The following is a 19,463-nucleotide window of genomic DNA, read 5'->3' on the forward strand; positions in this document are numbered from 1 at the left end:
CTCCGGCAAGAAGGGCCCTGGGGACGGGTCTTCCGGGGACGGGTCCTCTGGGGACGGGCTCTCCGGGGACGGGTCTTCCGGGGACGGGTCTTCCGGGGACGGGTCCTCTGGGGACGGGCTCTCCGGGGACGGGTCCTCCGGGGACGAGCCCTCCGGGAACGGGTCCTCCGGGGACGGGCTCTCCGGGGACGGGCTCTCCGGGGACGACGGGTCTTCCGGGGACGAACCCTCCGGGGACGGGTCCTCCAGGGACGAGCCCTCCGCCGACGGGCCCTCCGCCGACGGGCCCTCCGCCGACGGGCCCTCCGCGGACCGGGTGGACGGTGTCCGCGCACCCCGGCCGCCGGGCGGCCGTCTGCGACGGGCCGCCCTCGCCGGGGTCGCCGCGGCGCTCGTCCTCGGCGGCTGCGGCTTCCTCTACGGCGCCCACCAGCTCAAGTCGGCCGAGTCGGCCCGGAACCGCGCGCTCACCGACACCGAGGCCACCCACCGCGTCGCCGGCGAGGTCGCCAACGCCCTCGCCCGTGTCTTCTCCTACACACCGGACGGCACCGCGGCCGCCGAGCGTTCCGCGCGCTCCGTCCTCGACGGTCGAGCCGCCCGCCAGTACCAGGATCTCTTCGACCAGGTCCGTGAGGACCTCACCGAGCAGCGCGTCACCCTGAGCACCCGTGCCGTCCGCACCGGGGTGATCGAACTCGACGGCGAAAGGGCACGCCTGCTGGTCTTCCTCGACCAGACCTCCCGCCGTGACAAGGACGAGGCCACCACCGCGGCGGCCCAGCTCACCGTCACGGCCCGGCTGGAGAGGGACCGTTGGCGGATCGTCGACCTCAAGGCCCGCTGATATGCGCGCGGGAGACTGGAGCACCCCATGAAACGCGCGGTCCGCGCCCTCACCGCACACCGCCCCCGGCCGCTGCCGTCGCTGGTCGTCGCCCTCACGCTCACCGCGGGCGGCTTCGCGGCCTGGGCGGGGCAGGACTGGTACGGCGCGGCCCACGACGACCGGGCCGCGTACGCCGAGCAACGGGACGAGGCGCTCGCCGCCGGGGAGCAGGCCGTACAGAACCTCAACACGCTCGACCACCGGGACCTGAACCAGGGCCTCGACCTGTGGGAGTCGTCGACCACCGGTGAGCTGCACGATCAACTGGCTTCAGGGCGAGCGGAGTTCGCGAATCAGGTGAGAGCGGCGAAGACCGTCACCACGGCCCGGGTGCTGTCGGGCGCCGTCACCGAACTCGACGACCGCGCGGGCCGCGCCCGGGTGCTGATCGCCCTGCGCGTCACCGTCAGGGCGTCCGACGGCGCGAAGACGGACAAGGACAGCCGCATGCTCGGCGAACTCACCCGCGCCGGGGGCCGGTGGAAGCTGAGCGCCCTGGGACAGGCCCCCGTGGGCGGCGCACCGACCGGCTGACCCGGTTCCGTACCGCGCAAGCCGCCGCACCGAGAGGACAGCACGATGTCGACGACCCGCCACCACATCAACCGCCAGCGGCGCCGCCAGGCCCGCGGGACCCGGCCCACCACCTCCGCCGGGGTCCCGGAGAGCGCCGGAAGCCGGATCCGCGCGGGCGGCACGGCCGTCCTGCCTCCCGCCGGCCCCCCGTCCTCCACGCGGCCGGACGGGAAGGACGGGAAGGACGGGAAGGACGGGAAGGCACCCGGGGCCGGCGGCGGCGCGGCGGACCGGAAGCCGGCCGCGTCCCGGAACACGGCCGGCGAGCGGACGGCCCGCGCCCGGTCGCGCCGGCCGGTGGGAATCGTGCTGCTCTGCGTACTGACCGTGCTCCTCGGCGGCTTCGCCGGCTGGGCGCACGCGAAGGCCGAAGCGCTCCGGGACGACCCCGCGCGACGCAACACCGCCCTGACCGACCTCGCCCGCACCGGCGAGATCGAGGGACAGACGTCCAAGGCCGTCGACCGGCTCTTCTCCTACGACCACACCGACCCCGGCGCCCTCGAGGAAGCCGCGCGGGACCTGCTCACGGGAAAGGCCGTCGACCAGCACCGCACCCTGCTCGCCGACGTCCGCGAGCGGGCCGACGAGCAGAAAGCGGTGATCACCACGACGGTCACCGAGAGCGCCGTCGAACGGATCGACGGCCACCGGGCCCGGGTCCTCGTCTACGCCGACCAGAGCAGCGTCGCCACCGCCGGGGACAAGGCCGCCGGGGACAAGGCCGCCGGGGGCAAGGCGGACGCGAAGGACGAGGGCGTGTACGCGGGCGCCATGCTCGCCGTCGACGTCGTGCACCGCGACGGACGGTGGCTCGTCTCCGGCATCGACACCTTCGGCCGCTGAGGGCCGCGCGACCGACGGAACCCACGGGCGTGACCGCCCCCGCATCCGACAGGAGTGACAGCCATGCCCGTACGCCGCACACGACGTCCGCACACCGGCCGGACCCGCAGGGGACTGCGGACGACCGCCGTCACCGTGGCGGCCATGGCGGCCCTCACGGCCTCCCGGGCCCCCGGACTCGTCGGGGACGCGCAGGACGCCCACGCCGCCCCGCCCGCCGACGACGCACGCAGGACGGCGGCAGGCGGCCCGTACGCCGAGACCGCGCCGCCGGGCGACGGCTCCTACCACACCGAACTCCCGCCCCTGACGACCCCGGACGTCGTGTCGGCCGCCCCGGCGCTCGTGCGGGACCTCCGCTCCCAGTCCGGCATCCCGGCCACCGTGCTGCGCGCCTACCGCGCCGCCGAGACCTCCGTCGGCAGGACGGATCCCGGCTGCCGGTTGCCCTGGGAGTTGCTCGCGGCGATCGGCAAGGTCGAGTCCGGCCAGGCGCGCGGCGGCGCGGTCGACCGGAACGGCACCACACGGGGCCGGATCACCGGGCCGCCGCTCGACGGCCGGGGCTTCGCCCTGATCCGGGACACGGACGGGGGTGCCCACGACGGTGACACGGTCTACGACCGCGCGGTGGGACCGATGCAGTTCCTGCCGTCCACCTGGGCCCGCTGGGGCACGGACGGCAACGGTGACGGCCGCGCCGACCCGAACAATGTCTTCGACGCGGCCCTGGCGGCCGGCCACTACCTGTGCGCGGGCGACCGGGACCTGGACCGGGCCGCGGACCTGGACCGGGCGATCCTCAGCTACAACCACTCGCGCCCCTACCTGAGGCTGGTCAGGTACTGGCTGGACTTCTACAGCCGGGGGGTCCACACAGTCCCCGACGGCGAGGGCGTCATCCCGAGGAGTCCCGGCGCGGGCGGCCACACCCCGGCGACCGGGCCCGTCGACGGCGGGAACGGCGGCAAGGGGGACGGGAAGGGGGGTGGGGGCATAGTCATCGGTCCCGACCCGAGTACGCCGGGCAGCCCCGAGCCGTCCCCGTCCTCCTCCGTTCCGACGCCCACTCCGACGCCCACCTCCCCGTCCCCGGAGCCCTCCCCGACGGTGTCTCCGACGAGCCAGGAGCCCTCGCAGCCGCCCGGCGAGTCCCCCACGGGGACCCCGTCGCCGTCGCCGGACCCGACGGACGCGAGCCCCTCGCCCACCGCCCCGGACGACTGCCTCACGGAGTCCGCGTCCCCGTCCCCCGATCCCGGCGCCTCCCCGACCGCCTCGCCCTGCCCGACGGTCACTCCGTGAGACACGTGAGGAAATCGGCCCAGGCGATGGGGGAGAGGGCGAGCCGGGCACCCTGTCTGTCCGTGGAGTGACAGCCGCGCGCCGGGCCGGGACTTCGAGCTGCGGCTCACCCGGCTCGCCGCCGTCCGCTCGGGGGCCGACATCGATTGAGGCTGCGCGGGTCATTGACGCGCAAGTGGTTCGATTCTACGGTCCGTTCGAACTTGCGATCGTCGTTCGGAATCCCGAACGCAAGCTGACCCCCACCGCAAGGAGAACCCCGTATGAGCCGCACCCTCCGCAAACGCACCACGCTCCTCGCGCTCCCCACCGCCGCACTCCTGGCGCTGATGCCGACCACCGCCTCGGCGTACCCCAACCCCGGCCGCGTCACCGGGTCCGTCATCACGCACGACCCGTCGATGATCCGGACCTCCTCCGGCCAGTACCTCCTCTACGCCACCGGCGGCGGCATCGCCAACAAGATCTCCACCGACCGCACCGCCTTCTCCGCCGGCGCCGACGCGTTCTCCTCCCGCCCGAGCTGGTGGCGGAACTACTCCTCCGTGCCGGAGGCCTGGGCGCCGGACATCTCGTACCACGGCGGCAAGTACCTGATGTACTACTCCGTCTCGAAGTTCGGGTCGAACACCTCCGCCATCGGGCTCGCCGGATCCACCACCGGACAGCCGGGCAGCTGGAGCGACTACGGCACCGTCTACACCTCGAACTCCTCCAGCGACTTCAACGCCATCGACCCCAACCTCTTCGTCGACGACGACGGCAAGTGGTGGCTGTCCTTCGGCAGCTGGTGGACCGGGATCAAGATGATCCAGATCGACCCCTCCACCGGGAAGCGGCTCTCCTCCAACACCACCCGCTACTCCCTCGCCTCCCGCCCCTCCGGGACGAAGGCCGTCGAGGCGCCGTTCGTCGTCAAGCGGGGCGGCTACTACTACCTCTTCGCCTCGTACGACACCTGCTGCGCCGGCACCGGCTCCACCTACAAGGTCAAGGTCGGCCGCGCCACCAGCGTCACCGGGCCCTACCGGGACAGGAACGGCGTCTCGATGATGAGCAACGGCGGCACGCCCGTCCTCGAGTCGCACGGCAGCGTCATCGGACCCGGCGGCCAGTCGATCATGAACGACGCCGACGGGGACCTGATCGTCTACCACTACTACGACGGCAACGACAACGGCACCCCCAAGCTCGGCATCAACCTCCTGAACTGGAGCAGCGGATGGCCCGTCGCCTACTGACCCTGCTGGCCGCGCTGCTGCTCGCCCTCTCGCTCGGGCAGTCGTCCGCGCAGGCGGCCTCCTTCGGCAACCCCGTCAAGGCCCAGAAGGGCGCCGACCCGTGGATCGTCCACCACGACGGCAACTACTACCTGGTCAGCACGTCCTGGACCGACGTCATCACCCTCCGCAAGTCGCCCACCCTCGGCGGCCTCGCCACCGCCCCCAGCGTGCAGGTGTGGCAGGGCGACGCGGCCTCCCGCTGCTGCAACATCTGGGCGCCCGAGCTGCACCACCTCAACGGGCGCTGGTACCTGTACTACGTCGCCGGGCAGAACATCGCCGACTACAACCCCACCCAGCGCAGCCACGTACTGGAGAGCGCCGGTTCCGACCCCATGGGGCCGTACAGCTACAAGGGACAGCTGAATTCCAGCTGGATGCTGGATCCCACCGTCGCCACCATCAACGGGCAGCTGTACCTCTTCGGCAGCACGCACAAGGGGACGCAGAACATCGTCGCCGCGCGCATGTCGAACCCCTACACGGTGAGTTCTTCCTTCTCCACCGTCTCCACGCCCGCCTACGACTGGGAGCGGCAGGGCGGCACCGTCAACGAGGGGCCGGAGATCCTGCAGCGCAACGGCCGCACCTTCCTCGTCTACTCCGCGAGCGGCTGCTGGACCCCCGACTACAAGCTCGGGCAGCTCGCCCTCACCGGGTCGAACCCGGTCTCCGCCTCCTCCTGGACCAAGAAGTCCACGCCCGTCTTCCAGCGCAGTGACGGCAACGGCGTCTACGGGCCCGGCCACAACGGGTTCTTCACCTCGCCGGACGGAACGGAGAGCTGGATCGTCTACCACGCCAACGACTCCGCGTCCGAGGGGTGCGACAACGGGCGTACGGCACGGGCGCAGAAGTTCACCTGGAACTCCGACGGGTCACCGAACCTCGGTACGCCCGTGCGGCTCGGGGCGGGCCTCGCCGGGCCCTCCGGTGAGCCGTCGACCGTCTCCACCGCCTACACCCTCACCAACCGCAACAGCGGCAAGTGCCTTGAAGTAACTGGGAGTTCGTCCGCCGACGGCGCCAATGTGCAGCAGTACGCCTGCAACGGCGGGGGCAATCAGCGGTGGCGTTTGGAGGATCTCGGGGACGACACCCACCGGCTGGTGAACGTCGCCACCGGAAAGGTGCTGGACACCGAGAACTGCTCGTCCGCCGACGGCGCCGACCTGCGGCAGTGGTCGTGGCTGGACAACACCTGCCAGCGGTTCCGGTTCGTGGCCACCGACAGCGGTCACGTACGGATCGTCAACCAGGCCACCGGCAAGGTCGCCGACGTCGCCGACTGCTCCACCGCGGACGGCGCCGACGTACGGCAGTGGACCTGGCTGGACAACGGCTGCCAGCAGTGGCGGCTCGATCCCGCGTAGGACCGCGGTGGTTCAGCCCGTCCGGCCCATCCCCGCCGCGTTGGGCCAGGCGGCCTGCGGTCCCGGCCAGCCCGTCGCCGGGGCCGTGGAGAGGCCGTCGGTGCCCCTGACCTGGGCGGCCGTCAGGCCGCCCCGGGCGGGGACACCGGGCGGGGTGAGGCCGGTGGGCGGCGGCGCCTGCGCCGGGTACGCCGCCGCGGCGGGAATCGGTGTCTGAGCCACGGGCGCGAGCGGCTGCGCGGGCTGCGGGACCGGCGCCGGAACCTGCTGCGGCACGGGCGGGGGCACGGGTTGCGGCACGGGCTGCGGGATCTCCTGCGGCACGAGCTGGGGCGCGGGCTGCGGCACGAACTGCGGCGCGGGCTGAGCAACCGGCTGCGGCACCCCCGGCACCCCCGCCACCACCGAAGCCGCAGCCGGCACCGGCATCCCGCCGCCCGCGCCCACCGCCGGGGCGGACGCGGCGGCGGGGAGCGGCATGCCGGTGCCGACGGACGGAGCGGCGGCGAGCCCCGGAGCGCCGGCACCGGTGGCTTGAGCGGCGAGCCCCCGCATGCCCGCCCCGTTGGTCTGGCTCACCAGGCGGTCCACGGCCGCCGTGCCCGAGCTGTAGCCGGTCCCTGTAGCCTGCTCGGGCACGGCGGTTCCCCTCCTGGACGCCCCGTAGAGCACCTGTTCCAGGCCGGACACCAGGCGACGTACATCCACTTGGGGACGTACCACGAGACGCAGGAAGCGGCTGGACGAGCCGATCTTGTTGCCGCACTCACGGACCAGGATCCGGTGCTCGGTGAGCATCCGGTCCCGGACCACGGTGCCTTCGGCGCCCACGGGGAGGCGCACGAAGAGGAAGTTGCCCTGGGACGGGTAGACCGTCAGTCCGGGCAGTGAGGAGAGCTGGCCGGACATGTCCATCCGGTCGCGGCGCACCTGGTGCAGGCTCTGGGCGTACTCGGCACCGTGCTCCTTCAGCATGAACACCACGTGCTCGGCGAAGGAGTTGAGGTTCCACTTGGGGAGCATCGAGCGGATCCGTCCCGCCAGGGCCGGGTTGGCGACCAGGTAGCCGAAGCGGATGCCGTGCAGACCGAAGTTCTTGCCGAGGCTGCGCAGCACGATGACGTTGGGGCGCAGCATCGCCTCCTGCACCACGCTCGGTTCGTTCTCCGCGTCGGCGAACTCCAGGAACGACTCGTCGATCACCACCAGGTCCAGGTCGGCCATGGCGTCCATGAACTGCACGATCGCGTGCTTGTGCAGAAAGCCGCCGTCGGGGTTGTTGGGGTTGCAGATGACCGCCACCCGGGTACCGCGTGCGCGGATGAACTCGGAGTACTGGGCGAGGTCGAGGGCGAAGCCGCCGGCCTCCTGGAGCGGGAACATGTCGACCCGTTTGCCGGTCTCCATGGGCTGGTCGGTCCAGCGGCCGAAGGTGGGGACGGGGACGGCGAGGGACTCACGGACCAGGAGGTGGTCGATCCAGGTGATCAGCTCGGTGGAGCCGTTGCCCATCGCCACGCACTGCGGCGGCAGTCGGAGCAGGCTGCACAGCTCGGCCGTGATGGTGTCGGCGCTGCTCGGGTAGTACGTGATGATGTCGCGCAACCGGCCCGCCATGTCCTCGAACATGGCGGGGGTGGGGAAGTACGGGTTGCAGGGGATGCAGAAGTCCACCGGGCCGGCCCCGTCGCTCTCCCGTGTCAGCGCCGCCATCGACGGACTGTGCGCCACGGTGCTGCGGAACAACGAGGCGACGTTGTCGGCCATGGAACCTCCGTGTACGGCGGGCCCGTCGGGGAGGTGACGGGCCCGTCATGCCTGGGTGGCCCGCGCGGGGGAGCACGGGCCACCCAGGAGTACGGAGCGGAGCGCGCCGCCGTTCAGCTCATGTGAGGAAAATGTGACGGCGGCGATCCGCCGGGGCTCATGCCCCGAACGAATGGACCGTGGTCGTCCGGTACGTCTGCCCCGGTCGCAGCACGGTCGACGGGAACGACGGCTGGTTCGGCGAGTCCGGGAAGTGCTGGGTCTCCAGGCACAGCCCGTCGCCCTGCCGGTAGACCCGGCCACCGGTGCCCACGAGGGTGCCGTCGAGGAAGTTGCCGGAGTAGAACTGCAGGCCCGGCTCGTTCGTCGCGATCCTCAGCGTGCGGCCGGAGGACGGATCACGCAGCAGGGCGACCTGCTCGGGACGGCTGGTGATGCCCTTGTCGAGCGCCCAGTTGTGGTCGAAGCCCTGTCCGTACAGCACCTGCTGGTGTGCGGTGCGGATGTCCCGGCCGATCGGCTTGGCCCGGCGGAAGTCGAAGGGGGTGGCCGCGACCCGTGCCAGTTCGCCCGTGGGGATCAGCCCCGAGTCGACCGGCGTGTAGCGGGAGGCGGCGATGGACAGTTCGTGGTCGTACACGGAGCCGCTGCCCTCGCCGGCGAGGTTCCAGTAGACGTGGCTGGTGAGGTTGACGACGGTGGCCTTGTCGGTGGTGGCCTCGTAGTCGACCCGCCAGTCGCCCTTGCGGGTGAGGGTGTACGTGACCTTCGCGCGCAGCGTGCCCGGGTAGCCCATCTCGCCGTCGACGCTCGTGTAGTACAGGTACAGGCCGACGTCGGAGCCCCGGGTGAACGGCTCGACGTCCCAGACCCGCTTGTCGAAGCCCTGGGCACCGCCGTGCAGGCTGTTCTCGCCGTCGTTGACGGAGAGCTGGTACGGAGTGCCGTCGAGGGTGAAGCGGCCCTTGTCGATGCGGTTGCCGTAGCGGCCGATCAGGGCACCGAAGTAGGGGCTGGAGGCGACGTACTCCTCGATGGTGTCGAAGCCGAGGGAGACGTTGGTGTACCGGCCGCGGCGGTCGGGGATCTCCAGTGACCGGACGATGCCGCCGTAGGAGAGGACCTTCATCCGGGTGCCGCCGTTCTCCAGCGACCAGCTGTGGACCTTGGTGCCGTCCGCGAGCCTGCCGAAGAGCGACTTCACCGGCTTCCCCCTGCCTGACGAGGCGTGTGCCGTCCCGCCGAGGGCGGTGGTGGCGGCGACGCCGGCCGCCGCGGCTCCTGCGATGACCGTGCGTCTGTTCAGTTCCATCCGTGCGGCTCCCGAAAAGGAAGGGGCCCCGCCTTCCGGCGGGGCCCGAGCTGACTTACGAACCGGACTTGCGCTTGTTCCACACGTCGAAGCCGACCGCGGCCAGCAGGACCAGGCCCTTGATGACCTGCTGCCAGTCGGTGCCGATGCCGACGAGGTTCATACCGTTGTTCAGCACGCCCAGGACCAGACCGCCGATGATCGCGCCGAGGACCGTGCCGACGCCGCCGCTCATCGACGCGCCGCCGATGAACGAGGCGGCGATGGCCTCCAGCTCGAAGTTGAGGCCGGCCTTGGGAGAGGCCGCGTTGAAGCGGGCGGCGAACACCAGACCCGCCAGGGCCGCGAGCATGCCCATGTTCAGGAAGACCAGGAAGGTGACCTTCTTGTCCCGCACACCCGACAGCTTGGCCGCGGGCAGGTTGCCGCCGATGGCGTAGATGTGGCGGCCGATGACGGCGTTGCGCATCACATAGCCGAAGCCGACGAGCAGCGCGCCGAGGATCAGCAGCACGATCGGGGCACCCTTGTAGCTGGCCAGCAGCATCGTCACGACGAGGATGGCGGCACCCAGCGCGACGAGCTTCAGCAGGAACAGCTTGGCGGGGAGGACCTCGAGGTCGAACTCCTTCTGGCGGCGGCGGTCGCGGACCTCCTGGAGGACCACGAGCGCGATCAGTCCGATGCCGAGGAGCAGGGTGAGGTTGTGGTAGTTGGTCTCCGGGCCGACCTCGGGCATGAAACCGTTGGCGACCGTCTGCAGGCCCTTGGGGAACGGGCCGAGGGTCTGGCCCTCCAGGAAGATCTCGGTGAGACCGCGGAAGGTCAGCATGCCCGCGAGGGTCACGATGAACGACGGTATGCCGCCGTAGGCGATGAACCAGCCCTGTATCGCGCCGGCCAGGGCGCCCACGGCCAGACAGAGGATCACCGCGACCGGCCAGGGCAGATCGTTCCTGACCATGAAGACGGCGGCCATCGAGCCGACGAACGCCGTCAGTGACCCGACCGACAGGTCGATGTGGCCCGCGATGATGACCAGCATCATGCCGATCGCGAGGATCAGGATGTAGCTGTTCTGCAGCACCAGGTTCGACACGTTGCGCGGCAGCAGCAGGTCGCCGTCGGTCCACACCGCGAAGAGCGCCACGATGAGACCCAGGGCGATCAGCATGCCGTACTGGCGCATGTTGCGGCGCATGCCGTCCAGCATCAGCTGGAGCAGGCCGTCACCGCTGCCCGCCCCGTTCCTGCCCGGCGGCGCGGCCGCCGGCGTCTTGTCGGTGACTTCGGTGCTGCTCATCGGGATACCTCTTTGTCCTTCGTCATCTGACGCATCAGCGATTCCTGGGAGGCCTCGGCCCGCGAGAACTCACCGGTCAGCCGCCCCGCGGCCATCGTGTAGATGCGGTCGCACATGCCGAGCAGTTCGGGCAGCTCGGAGGAGATGAAGACGACCGCCTTGCCCTCGGCGGCCAGCTTGTCGATGACCGTGTAGATCTCGTACTTGGCGCCAACGTCGATGCCGCGCGTCGGCTCGTCGAGGATCAGCACATCGGGACCCGCGAAGATCCACTTGCTGAGGACGACCTTCTGCTGGTTGCCGCCGGACAGCTTGCCCACCGGCTCGAACACCGTCGGGGCCTTGATGTTCATCGACTTCCGGAAGCGCTCGGAGACCTGCCGCTCCTCGTGCTCGTCCACCACACCGTGCCTGGCGACCTTGCTGAGGGCGCTGAGCGAGATGTTGCGGTTGATGGTGTCGATGAGGTTCAGCCCGAAGTGCTTGCGGTCCTCGGTGACGTACGCGATGCCGTGTCCGACCGCCTCGGGGACGGTCTTCGTACGGATCTCCGTGCCGTCCTTGAGGACGGTGCCGGCGGTGTGCCGGCCGTAGGTGCGGCCGAAGACGCTCATCGCGAGTTCGGTACGGCCCGCGCCCATCAGGCCGGCGATGCCGACGATCTCACCGCGCCGCACCTCGAGGGACACGTCGTCGACGACCTTGCGCTGCTGGTCGATCGGGTGGTGCACGGTCCAGTTGCGGATCTCCAGGGCCGGGGCGGCGCCCTCCTCCGGCTGGTGCGGGGTGCGCTCCGGGAAGCGGTGCTCCAGGTCGCGGCCGACCATGCCGGAGATGATCCGGTCCTCGCTGGTCTCCTCGGCCTTCACGTCGAGCGTCTCGATGGTCCGCCCGTCCCGCAGGATCGTCACCGAGTCGGCGACCTTGCGGATCTCGTTCAGCTTGTGGGAGATGATGATCGAGGTGATGCCCTGTTCCTTCAACTCCAGGATCAGGTCGAGGAGTTTGTCGCTGTCCTCGTCGTTCAGGGCCGCGGTCGGCTCATCCAGGATGAGCAGCTTCACCTTCTTCGAGAGCGCCTTCGCGATCTCCACCAGCTGCTGCTTGCCCACGCCGATGTCGGCGACGCGGGTGTCCGGGTGGTCGGAGAGCCCGACCCGGCGCAGCAGCTCGGTGGCGTGCTTGAGGGTGGCGTTCCAGTTGATGAACCCGCGCGTGGCGTGCTCATTGCCGAGGAAGATGTTCTCCGCGAGGGAGAGGAACGGCGACAGCGCCAGTTCCTGGTGGATGATGACGATGCCGCGCTGCTCGCTGGCCCGGATGTCCTTGAACTCGCAGGGCTCTCCCTCGAAGAGGATGTCCCCCTCGTAGCTGCCGTGCGGGTGGACGCCGGAGAGGACCTTCATGAGGGTCGACTTGCCGGCGCCGTTCTCACCGCAGATGGCGTGGACCTCGCCCTCCCGGACGGTCAGGGTGACGTCCGACAGCGCCTTGACGCCGGGAAAGGTCTTGACGATCGAGCGCATTTCCAGGACGGGTCCCGCCATGGTCGTGCCTTCCAATCCTTGAAGGGGCCCGGTTACTTGAGCTGGTCCTCGGTGTAGTAGCCGCCGTCGACCAGGACCTGCTTGTAGTTGGACTTGTCGACGCTGACCGGCTGCAGCAGGTAGGCGGGGACGACCTTGGAGCCGTTGTCGTACGACTTGGTGTCGTTGACCTCGGGCTTCTTGTCGTTCAGGACCGAGTCGACCATGTTCGCGGCGACCTTGGCGAGCTCGCGCAGGTCCTTGAAGACGGTCTGGGTCTGCTGGCCCGAGATGATCGACTTCAGCGAGGCGACCTCGGCGTCCTGGCCGGTGACGACGGGCATGGCCTTGCTGCCGGAGCCGTAGCCGTCCGACTTCAGGGCGGACAGGATGCCGATGGAGATGCCGTCGTAGGGCGAGAGCACCGCGTCGACCCGGGTGCTGCGGTAGCTGGAGGTGAGCAGGTCGTCCATGCGCTTCTGCGCGGTGCCGCCGTCCCAGCGCAGCGTGGTGACCTGGTTGAGGTCGGTCTGCTTGGAGCGGACGACCAGCTGGCCCTTGTCCATGTACGGCTTCAGGACGTTCATCGCGCCCTGGAAGAAGTACCGGGTGTTGTTGTCGTCGTTGGAGCCGGCGAACAGCTCGATGTTGAAGGGGCCCTTCTTGCCGGCCTTCAGCCCCAGCTTCTCGACGATGTAGCCGCCCTGCAGCTCGCCGACCTTCTCGTTGTCGAACGAGGCGTAGTAGTCGACGTTCTCGGTACCGAGGATCAGCCGGTCGTAGGAGACGACCGGGATGTCGGCGTCCTTGGCCTGCTGCAGGACGTTGCCCAGGGACTTGTTGTCGATCGCCGCCACGATCAGGGCGTCCACACCCTGCGTGATCATGTTCTCGATCTGCGAGACCTGCTGGTCCGGGTCGTCCTCGCCGAAGACCAGCTTGGTCTTGAAGCCCTTGGCCTTCAGCTCCTTCTCGACGTTGGCGCCGTCGGCGATCCAGCGCTCGGAGGACTTGGTCGGCATCGCGATGCCGATGGTGGCTCCGTCGCTGCCGCCCTTGTCCTCCTCGCTGCCGCCCTCGCCGCTCTGGCCGCAGGCGGACAGGGTCAGGGCGAGGGAGGCGGCGGTGGCCACGGCGGCGAGTGCGGCTCTGCGGTTACGCATGATCATCATCCTTGATGTGTGTGCGGGGTCGGTCCGGACGAGCGGGGCGCTTCCGGGGTGGAACCAGGAGAGGCCGAGAGAGGTGTGTGCGATTGTGCGCGGCTGTGTCTGCTTCTGTGAAGCTGAGTTTCCGGAACGTTATGACGGAATTTCGAACCGGCTCAGATCGCCCGGGAGCCGTGAACCGAGCGGCGCCATGTCGCCGTCCGCGCCGTGCCGTGCCAGCAGGTCCAGGGCCAGCCGGCCGCGCCGCACCCGCTCCTTCGCGGTCGCCAGGGTCAGCTCCCGCATGTGGTGCCCGTACGGGTAGATCCCGGGTGCCTTGGACAGGCCGAACTTCAGGTACAACGGGGCGCCGCGCCGGATGAGTTCGGCGACCTCGTACATCCGCACATAGCCGCCGAGGTCGTCGGGGGCCTCGATGTACATGTCCATCGGTGTGGCCGAAACCCGCCGTATCTCGGTGAGGTGATCGAGCGTCAGATCGCTGGGGACGTTGATCGAATCGGCGCCGAGTTGCTCGTAGACCGCGAACGAGGCCGGGTTGACCGGCCCGACGAGCGCCGAGAGCTTCAGCGTGGTGTCGGCGGGGAGCAGCCCGGCCGCGCGCGCCCGGTGCAGCGTCCACAGCACGCCCTCGTCGGCGACGAGCAGGCACTTGACGCCCAACTCCGTTGCGCGCACCGCGTCTTCGACACAACCGGCGACCGCGTCATGGCCCCGGGCGCGCAGTCCGGCGCCGCCCGAGTCGGTACGGGTGGAGCCGCCGATGTCCCAGGTGCCGCGCGGGCCGGTGAACAGGCAGAGCTCGATGTCGCGCTCCGCGGTGGCCTCGGCCATCTCGGTGATCTCGGCGTCGGTCAGCATCCAGATGCCGCTGCCCTGGCTGATCCGGTGGATCGGCACATCGAGGCGCGAGGCCTCCTTCAGTACCACGGCCAGCGCCTCGGGGCCCTCGCACGAGGGGATCTCGGTGCGCCAGCGGCCACCGCCGGGGAAGGTGTGCGGCGAGGCGTCGGCGGGGTCGAGGGCGGGTGCGCTCATGCCGAGCGCGGTGAGGGTCTGTTCACCGGGCCTGCGGGGAGCCGTGGCGGAAGCGTCGGTCACTGGATGTCCTTTTGTTCGGTATTTCGGACGAAGTTCGCGGCTCGGGGTACGAGTCGGGCGGGGAGGGGCGGGGCTGGGTGTACGCCGGTACGAGGGCCGTCAGGTCGCCCTCGTACCGGCGTACGGACTAGGGACGCAGCAGGACCTTGCCCACCTTCGGATCGCCGGACCCCACCAGCTCGATGGCCTCCGGGAACTCGGCGAGCGGCAGCTCATGGCTCACCAGCGGCAGCGGATCGAGCAGCCCGGCCGCGAACACCCGCACGGTATGCGCCCAGGCGTCCGGCGGAGCGCCGAAGACGGTGTGCACCTCCAGCTGCCGTACGACGAGATCCGTCGGGTCGAGCCCGTCGGCGCCCGGCGCCGGGATGCCGGTGAGCACCAGCCGCCCGCCGCGCCGCAGCAGCGAGGCCGCCGTACGGGCCGCGTCCGCGGACCCGGCGGTCTCGATCACGACGTCGAAGTCGTCCGGGAGCGCCTGGTCCTTGGTACGGAAGTCGGTGGCCCCGTACTGCCGGGACAGCGCCTCACGGTCGCCCCGGGTGCCCACCACCAGCAGCTCGGAAGGGGAGTTGGCGCGCAGGAACTGCACGGCGAACATCCCGAGCGTGCCGGTGCCGACCACCGCGACCCGCTCACCGGGCACGGCGCGCGCCTTCAGCGCGGCGGCGGCGACACAGGCGGCCGGCTCGAGCAGCGCGGCGGCGCTCAGGTCGGCGTCGTCGGGGAGGACGTGCAGCAGCCGGGCCGGGAGGGTCAGCGTGGCGGCCATGGCGCCCGGCTGGGTGAAGCCGGTCTCCTCGTAGCCCGCCGAGCACAGCGTCGTCTCACCGGCGTGGCAGCGGTCGCACACCTGGCAGTTCCGGAAGCCCTCGCCGACGACCTTGCGGCCGACCAGCGAGGCGGGCACACCCGCACCCGCCCTCTCCACGGTCCCGGACCACTCGTGGCCCGGGGTGAGCGGGTAACGCACGTACCCCTCGGGCCGGTTGCCCTGGTACACCTCGCGGTCGCTGCCGCAGATGCCCGAGGCGTGCACCCGGACCAGGGCCTCGCCGGGACCGGGCTCGCGCGGCTCGTGCGGGACCAGGCGGTGCTCGCCGGGTCCCTCGATGACGACCTGGGTGCCCGACCCGTCCCCCCGGCCGGCGGCGGTCACTTCGTGCCCTTGGGCTTGCGCGTCTCCCAGCCCTCGGCCCACAGGTCGAACCGGGCCTGCTGCTGCGGGAACTCGGCCGCCGCGTCGACGTCCAGCTCCACACCGAGGCCGGGGGCGTCGGAGAGGTGGAAACAGCCGTCCTCCGGGTTCACCTGGGGCGCGCCCTTGACGACCTTCTTGATGTCCGCGTCCGCGAAGTCGTTGAAGTGCTCCAGGATCTTGAAGTTCGGGGAGGTGAAGCCGACCTGGAGGGACGCGGCGGTCAGCACGGGGCCGCCGACGTTGTGCGGGGCGACCAGCATGTAGTGGGTCTCGGCGGTCGCGGCGAGCTTGCGGGTCTCCCAGATGCCGCCGATGTGGCCGACGTCCGGCTGGATGATGTCGACCGCCTGGCTCTCGAACAGCTCGCGGAACTCGATGCGGTCGTGGATGCGCTCACCGGTGGCGAGGGGCATGTCGACCTTCGCGGCGACCTTCTCCAGCGCCTTCAGGTTCTCCGGCGGGACCGGCTCCTCCAGCCAGGCCGGCTTGAACGGCGCGAGCTCCTTGGCCAGCCGGACGGCGGTGGCGGGGGAGAAGCGGCCGTGCATCTCCAGCATCAGCTCGGCGTCGGGACCGATGGCGTCACGGACCGCCTCGATCAGCGAGACCGCGTACAGGCTCTGCTCGTGGTCGAGCTCGAAGTGGCCGGTGCCGAACGGGTCGATCTTCAGCGCCCGGTAACCGCGCTCCATCACGGCCCGCGCGGCCTTGTGGTACGCCTCCGGGGTGCGCTCGGTGGTGTACCAGCCGTTGGCGTACGCCTTGACCTTGTCGGTGACCTTGCCGCCCAGCAGCTGCCAGACGGGCACGCCGAGGGCCTTGCCCTTGATGTCCCAGCAGGCCATCTCGACGACGGCGATACCGGACATCACGATCTCGCCGGCGCGGCCGTAGTCGCCGTACTTCATCCGGCGGACCAGGTCCTCGACAGCGAACGGGTCGGAGCCGAGAATGTGGTTGACCTCGGCTTCCTTCAGGTATCCGAGGAGGGCGTCGGTGTGGCCCAGCATCCGGGTCTCGCCGACTCCGGTGATTCCCTCGTCGGTGTGCACCTGGACGTACGTCAGGTTGCGCCACGGCGTCCCGACCACGTGTGTGCTGATTCCGGTGATGCGCACGGCAGTTAGCCCCTCGCTGTGGTGGTGGACCTTGTCATCGGTGTCCGCAGTTCGACGTGTTCGATATTTCGGCACACGTTCGAAATGCTGGCGTGACAGTAAGGACGGGGTGGCGGGGGTGTCAATGGGTCACGCGCATAACGGTTTCGGCAGTTTCGAAACCATTGAGCATTGGTCCGCACCAAACCTTCACAGCAAGGCCTATGAAGCGGACCCGAACGGAACCTAACCTTCCCGCGTCATGGACTTTTGCCACCCGTGCCGACGGCACCTCAATGGCGCCCTCGCCTGTCCCGGCTGCGGCACGCCCGTCGAGACGCTCCGCGCCCAGCAGCAGGATCCCGCCGCGCCCGCGGGGCCCGCGGGCGCGGCGTACGGGGCCGGAGAGGCCGCCGGGGCCGTCCGGGCCGAGGAGGATGCCGCGGAGTACGACGACGAACCGCGCGGGCGTCGGGCGGCCCGGCGCCGAGGCGGGGAGCCGGGACCGGAAGCGGAAGCGGAAGCGGAGCCGGACGAGGACCGTTCGGCGGGCCGGAGCCGCCGGGACCGCAAGGCCGCGGCGCACCGCCGCCGGCGCAACCGCACCCTGCTGATCGCGGCGGGCTTCGTCCTCGCGGCGGGCGGACTGAGCCTCGCGGAGCTCGGCCTGGACGCGCCCGGCCCGGCTCCGAAGCCGGCGGCGGCCGGGGAGGAGACCGCGGACGGCGGCGCGGCGGAGGTGGAGCCGGCGGAGTCGGCGAGCGACGGTGTCGCGGGCGCGCCGGCACCCGGCGGGTCGCCCGGCGCGAGCGCTTCCGGCTCGCCGACGGCTTCCGGGTCCCCGGAGGACGAGGAGTCCCAGGAGGCGGAGGACGAGACCGAGGAGGACGCGTCGTCCGCGCCCGCGACCCCGCCCACGACCGACCCGACGACGCCTCCACCGCCGGAGCCCTCGACGGAACCGGAGACCCCGGAGCCGGACCCGACCACGGAGGAACCCGAACCGGAACCCGAGCCCACGGAGACCTGCGACCGGTTCCTGTGGTGGTGCACCTGACCTGACCAGGCGCCTGCGCTCCTCGGCCTGCGCCTCTCAGCCTGCGCTCCTCGGCCTGCGCTCCTCGGCCCGCGCCTCTCAGTCCGCGTCCAGCATCCTCCGCAGCGCGTCCCGCAGTGCCACCCGCTCCGCCTCCGAGAGGCCCGCCAGCGGCTCGCGCGCGAAGCGCAGCGACTCCCGCAGGCTCCGCGCCACCCTCCGCCCCTCGGCCGTGGCGGCCGCCAGCTTCACACGCCGGTCCGCCGGATCCGGCCGGCGCTCCACCAGGCCCCGCGACTCCAGCCGGTCGACGATGCCCGTGACGTTCGACGGCTCGCACTTCAGCCGCCGCGCCAGCTTCCGCATCGGCAGCGGTTCCAGGGACAGCAGACTCAACAGCTTCGCCTGGGCACCCGTGAGGGCATGACCGGCGGCGGCTTCCTCGTACTCCTCGTGGTAGCGGGCCACCACCGAGCCGATGAGCTCGACGACCTCCAGGGTGAGGGCATCGGGGCGGCGCGAGACGGTGTGGGGTGTGGCCATGTCCTCCAGGGTACCCGGTTGCTTGACATCATGAAATATTCAGCTGCATGGTTGTTTCAGGTAATGAACTACCCGAGGAAAGGTGCCAGGCCATGACCGCCCCCACACTCCCCACCACCGGCCGCGAGTGGCATCTGCTGAGCCGGCCCGTCGGCTGGCCGAAGCCCGAGGACTTCGCCCTCGTCGAGACGGAGGTCCCCGCCCCGGGTGAGGGACAGGTGCTCGTACGGAACAAGTACCTCTCCGTCGACCCGTACATGCGCGGCCGGATGAGTGCCGCGAAGTCCTACGTCGCCCCGTTCGAGCTGGGCAAGGTCATGCAGGGCGGCGCCGTCGGCGAGGTCGTCGCGTCGGACGCCGAGGGGATCGCCGTCGGCGACCACGTGCTGCACTTCTTCGGCTGGCGCGAGTACGCCGTCGTGGACGCGAAGAACGCCGTCAAGGTGGACCCGGAGGCGGCGCCCCTCTCGGCGTACCTGGGCGTGCTGGGCATGACCGGCCTCACCGCCTACGCCGGCCTGCTGCGCACCGCCGCCTTCAAGGAGGGCGACTCCGTCTTCGTGTCCGGCGCCGCGGGTGCCGTCGGCAGCCAGGTCGGGCAGCTCGCGAAGCTCAAGGGGGCCTCACGGGTGATCGGTTCGGCCGGCTCCGACGAGAAGGTGAAACTGCTCGTCGAGGAGTACGGCTTCGACGCCGCCTTCAACTACAAGACCGGCCCCGTGAGCGAGCAGCTGCGCGCCGCCGCCCCGGACGGCGTCGACGTCTACTTCGACAACGTCGGCGGCGACCACCTGGAGGCGGCCATCGGCAGGCTCAACCGGGACGGCCGTATCGCCGTCTGCGGGATGATCTCGGTCTACAACAACACCGAGCCCGCCCCCGGCCCCCGCAACCTCGCCCGGCTGATCCAGACCCGCGGCCGCATCGAGGGCTTCCTCGTCGGCGACCACTACGACCTCCAGCCGCAGTTCGTGCAGGAGGTCGGCCCCTGGGTCCGCTCGGGCGAGCTGAAGTACCGCGAGACGGTCGTCGAGGGCATCGAGAACAACCTCGAGGCGTTCCTCGGCGTCCTGCGCGGCGACAACACCGGAAAGATGATCGTCAAGCTCTGACACGGCCGTGACGCAGCACCGGCC

Annotated in this window: 16 protein-coding genes and 1 pseudogene; 8 read left to right on the top strand and 9 right to left on the bottom strand. The window is 70.7% G+C overall.

Features of this window, described 5'->3' with window-relative positions:
• Positions 1–202: 202 nt before the first annotated feature.
• From ACH4VX_RS01265 to ACH4VX_RS01290, 6 genes and pseudogenes are all read left to right on the top strand, one after another.
• Positions 203–847 (top strand): annotated as a pseudogene (locus tag ACH4VX_RS01265) (hypothetical protein); the annotation flags it as partial.
• Between the two features lie 27 nt (positions 848–874).
• Positions 875–1,423 (top strand): hypothetical protein, encoded by a 549-nt coding sequence (locus ACH4VX_RS01270; RefSeq protein ID WP_398364887.1) that lies wholly within the window; start codon positions 875–877, stop codon positions 1,421–1,423.
• A 45-nt stretch (positions 1,424–1,468) separates the two neighbouring features.
• Positions 1,469–2,311 (top strand): hypothetical protein, encoded by an 843-nt coding sequence (locus ACH4VX_RS01275; protein WP_398364888.1) that lies wholly within the window; start codon positions 1,469–1,471, stop codon positions 2,309–2,311.
• A gap of 63 nt (positions 2,312–2,374) precedes the next feature.
• Positions 2,375–3,616, top strand: coding sequence for a lytic murein transglycosylase (locus tag ACH4VX_RS01280; RefSeq protein ID WP_398364890.1), 1,242 nt, complete (start codon positions 2,375–2,377; stop codon positions 3,614–3,616).
• 263 nt (positions 3,617–3,879) lie between these two features.
• On the top strand, positions 3,880–4,857 hold the full coding sequence (locus ACH4VX_RS01285; RefSeq protein WP_398364892.1) for an arabinan endo-1,5-alpha-L-arabinosidase: 978 nt from the start codon (positions 3,880–3,882) through the stop codon (positions 4,855–4,857).
• Positions 4,839–6,272: a family 43 glycosylhydrolase gene (locus ACH4VX_RS01290; RefSeq protein ID WP_398364894.1), complete on the top strand. Its 1,434-nt coding sequence runs from the start codon at positions 4,839–4,841 to the stop codon at positions 6,270–6,272. The genes ACH4VX_RS01285 and ACH4VX_RS01290 overlap by 19 nt, the downstream gene beginning before the upstream one ends.
• Positions 6,273–6,284: 12 nt before the next feature.
• On the opposite strand, the gene ACH4VX_RS01295 is transcribed toward ACH4VX_RS01290, so the two are convergent.
• From ACH4VX_RS01295 to ACH4VX_RS01330, 8 genes are all read right to left on the bottom strand, one after another.
• On the bottom strand, positions 6,285–8,039 hold the full coding sequence (locus ACH4VX_RS01295) for a pyridoxal phosphate-dependent aminotransferase (RefSeq protein ID WP_398364896.1): 1,755 nt from the start codon (positions 8,037–8,039) through the stop codon (positions 6,285–6,287).
• 157 nt (positions 8,040–8,196) lie between these two features.
• Positions 8,197–9,351, bottom strand: a complete 1,155-nt coding sequence (locus ACH4VX_RS01300) for an aldose epimerase family protein (protein ID WP_398364898.1) — start codon at positions 9,349–9,351, stop codon at positions 8,197–8,199.
• Between the two features lie 55 nt (positions 9,352–9,406).
• On the bottom strand, positions 9,407–10,654 hold the full coding sequence (mmsB, locus tag ACH4VX_RS01305) for a multiple monosaccharide ABC transporter permease (protein ID WP_311641387.1): 1,248 nt from the start codon (positions 10,652–10,654) through the stop codon (positions 9,407–9,409).
• On the bottom strand, positions 10,651–12,201 hold the full coding sequence (gene mmsA, locus ACH4VX_RS01310; protein WP_398364900.1) for a multiple monosaccharide ABC transporter ATP-binding protein: 1,551 nt from the start codon (positions 12,199–12,201) through the stop codon (positions 10,651–10,653). The genes mmsB and mmsA overlap by 4 nt, the downstream gene beginning before the upstream one ends.
• Positions 12,202–12,233: 32 nt before the next feature.
• A complete protein-coding gene (gene chvE, locus ACH4VX_RS01315; RefSeq protein ID WP_311641391.1) occupies positions 12,234–13,343 on the bottom strand; it encodes a multiple monosaccharide ABC transporter substrate-binding protein in 1,110 nt (369 codons plus the stop codon).
• A 138-nt stretch (positions 13,344–13,481) separates the two neighbouring features.
• Positions 13,482–14,450 carry a hypothetical protein gene (locus tag ACH4VX_RS01320; protein ID WP_398364901.1) on the bottom strand — a complete coding sequence of 323 codons (969 nt, stop codon included), beginning with the start codon at positions 14,448–14,450 and terminating at the stop codon, positions 13,482–13,484.
• 127 nt (positions 14,451–14,577) lie between these two features.
• A complete protein-coding gene (locus ACH4VX_RS01325) occupies positions 14,578–15,609 on the bottom strand; it encodes a zinc-binding dehydrogenase (RefSeq protein ID WP_398364904.1) in 1,032 nt (343 codons plus the stop codon).
• A complete protein-coding gene (locus ACH4VX_RS01330; protein ID WP_398364905.1) occupies positions 15,606–16,769 on the bottom strand; it encodes a mandelate racemase/muconate lactonizing enzyme family protein in 1,164 nt (387 codons plus the stop codon). The genes ACH4VX_RS01325 and ACH4VX_RS01330 overlap by 4 nt, the downstream gene beginning before the upstream one ends.
• 241 nt (positions 16,770–17,010) lie before the next feature.
• Here ACH4VX_RS01330 and ACH4VX_RS01335 point away from each other — a divergent pair, with 241 nt between their 5' ends.
• Entirely contained in the window at positions 17,011–17,805 is a 795-nt protein-coding gene (locus ACH4VX_RS01335) for a hypothetical protein (RefSeq protein ID WP_398364907.1), read from the top strand.
• A 78-nt stretch (positions 17,806–17,883) separates the two neighbouring features.
• Here the strand turns inward: ACH4VX_RS01335 and ACH4VX_RS01340 are convergent, their stop codons facing one another.
• A complete protein-coding gene (locus ACH4VX_RS01340; RefSeq protein ID WP_398364909.1) occupies positions 17,884–18,327 on the bottom strand; it encodes a MarR family winged helix-turn-helix transcriptional regulator in 444 nt (147 codons plus the stop codon).
• 92 nt (positions 18,328–18,419) lie between these two features.
• On the opposite strand from ACH4VX_RS01340, the gene ACH4VX_RS01345 reads away from it, so the two are divergent.
• On the top strand, positions 18,420–19,439 hold the full coding sequence (locus tag ACH4VX_RS01345) for an NADP-dependent oxidoreductase (protein ID WP_398364911.1): 1,020 nt from the start codon (positions 18,420–18,422) through the stop codon (positions 19,437–19,439).
• Positions 19,440–19,463: the final 24 nt, after the last annotated feature.

It is taken from the genome of Streptomyces sp. NPDC020731 (genome assembly GCF_044334705.1).
Lineage (GTDB): Bacteria > Actinomycetota > Actinomycetes > Streptomycetales > Streptomycetaceae > Streptomyces.